The organism is Limnohabitans sp. (genome assembly GCF_031538885.1).
GTDB lineage: Bacteria > Pseudomonadota > Gammaproteobacteria > Burkholderiales > Burkholderiaceae_C > Limnohabitans.
This window is the reverse complement of record NZ_JAVKLW010000116.1, coordinates 1-4,653: the sequence shown is the minus strand read 5'-3', so window position 1 is coordinate 4,653 and position 4,653 is coordinate 1. Positions and strand designations below refer to the sequence as shown.

Below are 4,653 nucleotides of genomic sequence, written 5' to 3'. Positions count from 1 at the left end.
GGTATCGTTCTTCTCGGCTGAGGTGCTTGTACATTGGGCAACTTCGACTTGGCGGTTAAAGCGGCCATGATGCTCTCGCATCCTCAGCCACCTATAACCAGTTCATCTTTGTTGCACTTCGTCCTTGAATCCGCCCTTCTTAATAATTTGACCGTGCAATTTCGAGACAAAACCAGAGCCCCCCCCCCAGCACCAACGCACGTTTAAACATTTTTCACAACATATCGCGCCCCCTGAAAGTAACACCCATGATGTATGGCTACGCACGCGTCAGCACAGAAGATCAAAAAACGCACGCCCAAACAGACGCACTCACTGCTGTTGGTTGTCAAGTCATCTACGAAGAAAAACGCAGCGGTGACAGCATGGCACGGCCCCTCCTTCAAAAACTCTTAAACCAACTCCAGCTGGGAGATGTCTTGGTCGTCTACAAACTCGACCCGTATTGCCCGCAGCCTACGGGATCTCATGCTCATTCAAGAACGCATCCACAACATAGGGGCCGAATTTAAAAGCTTGACTGAAGTCATCGACACCACCACTCCTGCTGGACGCATGATCTTTCAAATACTCGGTGCCTTTGCTGAGTTTGAACGCGCCATCATCCGCGAACGCACCATGATCGGCCTGCGCGCTGCCCGTGACCGCGGCAACATTGGTGGCCAACCGCCCAAGATTGCAGACCATGAACTCGACATCGTCTTGCAACTACGCGAAAAAGGACTCTCGCTCAGAGCCATTGGCAAACGCTTTGGCGTTCACATGTCAAGCGTCCGACGTGCCCTAGAGCGCATCAACGCATCCCCCCAAAAAAAAAGGTAAAAACAAAGCACTTCGTCGCAATCAAAAATAGACCGCACAGCAGGCAAGACTGATAAATGCGATAACCCTCGATTCCGCATCAGTCGGCGCAGGCCTCAGCCCGGCGGATGATGGCGTCGTGGCCCCCTCTGCCAACCTCGTCATGACTTTTGCAGAAAACATCCAAGCAGGCACTGGCAACATCACCCTCTATCGCGCCGATACCAACGTGGCTGTGGCCATCATCGCCGCCAGCGACACCAGCCAGATCACCATCAGCGGCAAGACCCTCACCATCAACCCGACAGCAGACTTGGTGGGTGGCGTTGCCTACTACGTCAACGTAGATGCAACGGCTATCCAAGACACGGCTGGCAATGCGTATGCAGGCATCACAGACACAACGAGCTGGAACTTCGCGGGGGTCACGCCGGTGACGGCGAACATCACCAGCCTAAGCTCGGATACGGGGAGCTCATCCAGCGACTGGTTGACTAACGCGCCAACCCAAACCATCAGTGGAGCCTTCTCAGGCGCTTTGACGGCAGACCAGACCATTCAAGTCTCAGCAGACGGCAGCACCTGGACCAATGCGAACATTAGCGGCAGCACTTGGAATGCGCCAAACGTCAGTTTGGTTGACACCAGCCTCGACATAAATTGGAGCACCTTGTCTGTTCGCATTCACAACAACACGACAGGCGCGGACATTGCAGGCACAGGTCATACCTACAAACTCGACACTGTGGCCCCCGCTGCACCCACCATCAGCAACACCATCTTGACGGACACCAATATGTGGGGTGGCTCGGTTCATAGCTCTATCGTGTCAGGTCAGGCAAGCAGTGACACCACCCTGGGACTCTCCGGAACGGGTGAGGCGGGAACCTCACTTCTCGTTCGACGTACCTATACCAACACAGTCACAGGAGGGACAAGCACCACCACCTCGGCCACTGTCTCCGTACAGCCAGACGGCACTTGGAGTTACACAACGGCAGGAAGCACGTCAACAATAGGCGCAGACGGGAAAACGGGGTACCACTCATATTCTGCGCAAGTCACAGATGCTGCGGGTAACACCGCAAACTCCGCAACCGCGGCGAATGTGTTTGTGGCAAATAACTTCACGACCTTCAAGGTAACCAGCGGGACGGGCACCGGTGGCGTGGGTATCAGTCCAGGGCTTACGTATGGCAACGACTACTTCATCACCTCAACAGGCAAGGTTTATGGTCTCCTTGATGGCGGTAACAAGCAATCCCTCATGCTGTTGGGGTTGTTCTCCAACCCAACTTCCCCAGGAGATCGGATGATGCTCAACGAATTTGCCACATCTTTCAACGGCGGTATAGCCGTGTCTAGCTCAGGCGTAGATGCAAACGCTGCCCATGGGCTGGACAACCTGCGCAGCGGAATTTACGTCGGCATTACGTATGTGCTACCAACCAAGACAGAGCTGCAGGCGCTGTTTACAGAGAAAAATTGGATCGCCGGCGCCGCTGTAGTTATTGGAACATCATCTAATGATTTCCTTAGCGTAAATGCTGCTTCCTCTACAAGTACCGGTAGTTGGCTTACAGGCACACCAGGCAACGGCCAATACGCTTGGATTTTCCAAGTGTTGTAACAAGCAGCACCTTCTTGGCGCCCAGCCAACCGACATACCCACCGATGCAGCGACATGGGTCAGCAAAGGGGGGGTGGTGTAGAAGTTGTTTAAGCTGCGGCAGCCCGAACCGCCGCTTTCACCCAATCAATTTCATACGCATCCATTGATTTTTTGAAATAGCGGTACACGTCTTGCATCTTCACGTTCAGGTGGATGCTGGCAAACCCCTCGTCATTGGCATCCAGTGGGATATTGCCAGTCACGACGCTTTTGAAGTGCTCGGGGTCTTTGTCTCTGGCGGGTTGATAGGCGTCAATGGCCGCCAAGGCATCCGCCAGTGCATAGCCATGATCGCGCATCAACACCATCAAGTCGTAAATGTCACGCGACTTCACACGGTCATACACCACGATACTTTTCATCACAAAAAGCCCGTCTAAGCCCAGCACATCAAAGCCCTTTGTGGCGGTTTTTAATTTTTTGGTGGACTTTAAAAAATCAATTTGTGTTTTGGGCCTGTCTCTTTCATGGCGCGCATGGAAGGTCAGCTTCGCGCCATCAATCAGATAGTCTTGAACATAGTCGTCCAAATGTTCAGCGGTGTTGATTTTGAATTTTGATTTTTGTGCTGCCGTGATCAGGCTCTCTATCGCAGCACCGCCAGCGGCCAAGTCGTTCAACACCCCGTCAATTGCGCGTTTGGGCAGGGTTTGGCCAAAGATATTGAAATCCAAATCCTCACTCATCCTGTGCCCGATTTGCAGCGCCAGTGCGGTGCCTCCCACCAATGTGAAGCCTGCCAATCGCGGCTCTTTCTTGAGGCGTGCAAAACACTGGCGTGTGGCCTCTGGCATGAAGTCAAGCTTGAGCATGCACACCCTCCTTTGCCCACGTTAAACCTTTGTGGATGTTGCGCAGCATACGGGCCACGCTGGTGCTGGTCATGGCGTCAAACGCACAGTGTTTGAACACGCGTTTGACTTTGGCGACGCCGTAGTAAAGACACAAGCGGAGCACGTCTTCAAACCTGTGCTTTTCCAAAACATGACCAATCAACACCTTGTCTTTGATGTGTGGGTTAGACCAGTCGTAAGGGCCAGACAAACCTATCTTGACCGACTTCTTCGGCGCATTGCTTTGCTTAACTGCTGTGCGCAGCCATGCAGGAACTAGCGCGGCATAAGCGTCGATCTCATCCTCTGGCCAATCGCCCGTTGTCTGTTGAATGTCAAGCGTGGTCAGCGCCTTGGCGCCACGCGTCCATAGCCCAAGCAGCACGCGCCCGTGTGGCGTTTGAGAAAGTTTGATCTTTCTTTGGCTCATGCGACGAAACGCCAGCTGTTGTCCGCCCGCCATCACCGTGCGCGTCTGCCCAGATGTGGGCACAACCACCACCGCCGCATTCGACGCATGCGGCAATGCGCCCCCCACATGCTCACCCGTCTTGTGCGCCAAGGCGACAGCCAAGGCATCGCCCGCTACATTGCCTGTCACATCGCCCGCCACTGCGTATAAGCCACGGGCGATACGAACCACCTCAGACGCATTCACCATGCGATAAAGCGTCTGGTCAACTGCAGCACGTGTGCCTGCTGATAAAAAATCAGCACTCGAAAACACCGCCCCTTGAGGCAAACTGGCAATCACCGCACGTATTTTCTCTGAACATGTCATGTTAGAAACTATACATGTTTTTCAAACAGCCGTCGATGTGCACTTACTGAAAAACGTCGGGGGCTTTTAAAACTACAAAGCCCGTCACTTGGACGGGCTCTGGGCTTCTAACACCGCGCTTTGCCAGATCGCGCTTAAACCACCAACCAACCGTTGGTCACCGCCGTGGTGGCCGTCAAGTCACCCGCGGGCGTGAAGTTGCGCAGCCAGATGGTCTGCGTGGCCGTGCCCGCGCCTGCGCCGTCCACGTCGATGACGATTTTGGTCATGCTGGTGATTGATGCGCTGGTAACGATCGTGTTGGCCGGTGCCCCGCTGCCTGCCAAGGTGCCGGCGGCGGGGCTGTAGGTGGTGAAGTTTGCAATCCACGCGCTCAAGTTGTCGGTAGCACCCTTGACATGGTTTTGCAACAAGTCGCTGAGGTTCAGCTTCATGCCGGTGTTCGCGCCCACCGTGGCATTGAAGTCCCACACCACGTCCACGGCACCCGTGCTGCCCGCGTCTCCGCGCAGCCAGTAGAAGGTGTCCTTGTTGCTGAAGCTGCTGGTGTTGGTGCCCCCGGCGCC

The 4,653-nt window shown here is 54.6% G+C and carries 6 protein-coding genes; 3 read left to right on the top strand and 3 right to left on the bottom strand.

The genetic code is table 11. The features are described 5' to 3' along the window. The first annotated feature begins 248 nt into the window (after positions 1-248). The 3 genes from RMS03_RS09365 to RMS03_RS09355 are packed head-to-tail and all read left to right on the top strand — an operon-like array spanning position 249 to position 2,431. The gene (locus RMS03_RS09365) at positions 249-512 is read left to right on the top strand and encodes a recombinase family protein (protein WP_310626805.1); all 264 of its coding nucleotides are present in this window, start codon (positions 249-251) and stop codon (positions 510-512) included. After that, positions 469-822 carry a recombinase family protein gene (locus RMS03_RS09360; RefSeq protein ID WP_310626804.1) on the top strand — a complete coding sequence of 118 codons (354 nt, stop codon included), beginning with the start codon at positions 469-471 and terminating at the stop codon, positions 820-822. Before RMS03_RS09365 ends, RMS03_RS09360 begins: the two co-directional genes overlap by 44 nt. 49 nt (positions 823-871) lie before the next feature. Beyond that, positions 872-2,431: an Ig-like domain-containing protein gene (locus RMS03_RS09355; RefSeq protein WP_310626806.1), complete on the top strand. Its 1,560-nt coding sequence runs from the start codon at positions 872-874 to the stop codon at positions 2,429-2,431. An 89-nt stretch (positions 2,432-2,520) separates the two neighbouring features. On the opposite strand, the gene RMS03_RS09350 is transcribed toward RMS03_RS09355, so the two are convergent. From RMS03_RS09350 to RMS03_RS09340, 3 genes are all read right to left on the bottom strand, one after another. Continuing rightward, positions 2,521-3,285 carry a nucleotidyl transferase AbiEii/AbiGii toxin family protein gene (locus RMS03_RS09350; protein WP_310626803.1) on the bottom strand — a complete coding sequence of 255 codons (765 nt, stop codon included), beginning with the start codon at positions 3,283-3,285 and terminating at the stop codon, positions 2,521-2,523. Then, the gene (locus RMS03_RS09345) at positions 3,272-4,087 is read right to left on the bottom strand and encodes a DUF6088 family protein (protein ID WP_310626802.1); all 816 of its coding nucleotides are present in this window, start codon (positions 4,085-4,087) and stop codon (positions 3,272-3,274) included. The genes RMS03_RS09350 and RMS03_RS09345 overlap by 14 nt, the downstream gene beginning before the upstream one ends. Positions 4,088-4,221: 134 nt before the next feature. Then, positions 4,222-4,653, bottom strand: a 432-nt coding sequence (locus tag RMS03_RS09340) for a hypothetical protein (protein ID WP_310626801.1), incomplete at its 5' end; no start/stop codon positions are given.

Coding starts and splice junctions, on each gene's coding strand:
- RMS03_RS09365 (WP_310626805.1), top strand. CDS start 249: ATGATGTATGGCTACGCACGCGTCAGCACAGAAGATCAAAAAACGCAC.
- RMS03_RS09360 (WP_310626804.1), top strand. CDS start 469: ATGCTCATTCAAGAACGCATCCACAACATAGGGGCCGAATTTAAAAGC.
- RMS03_RS09350 (WP_310626803.1), bottom strand. CDS start 3,285: ATGCTCAAGCTTGACTTCATGCCAGAGGCCACACGCCAGTGTTTTGCA.
- RMS03_RS09345 (WP_310626802.1), bottom strand. CDS start 4,087: ATGACATGTTCAGAGAAAATACGTGCGGTGATTGCCAGTTTGCCTCAA.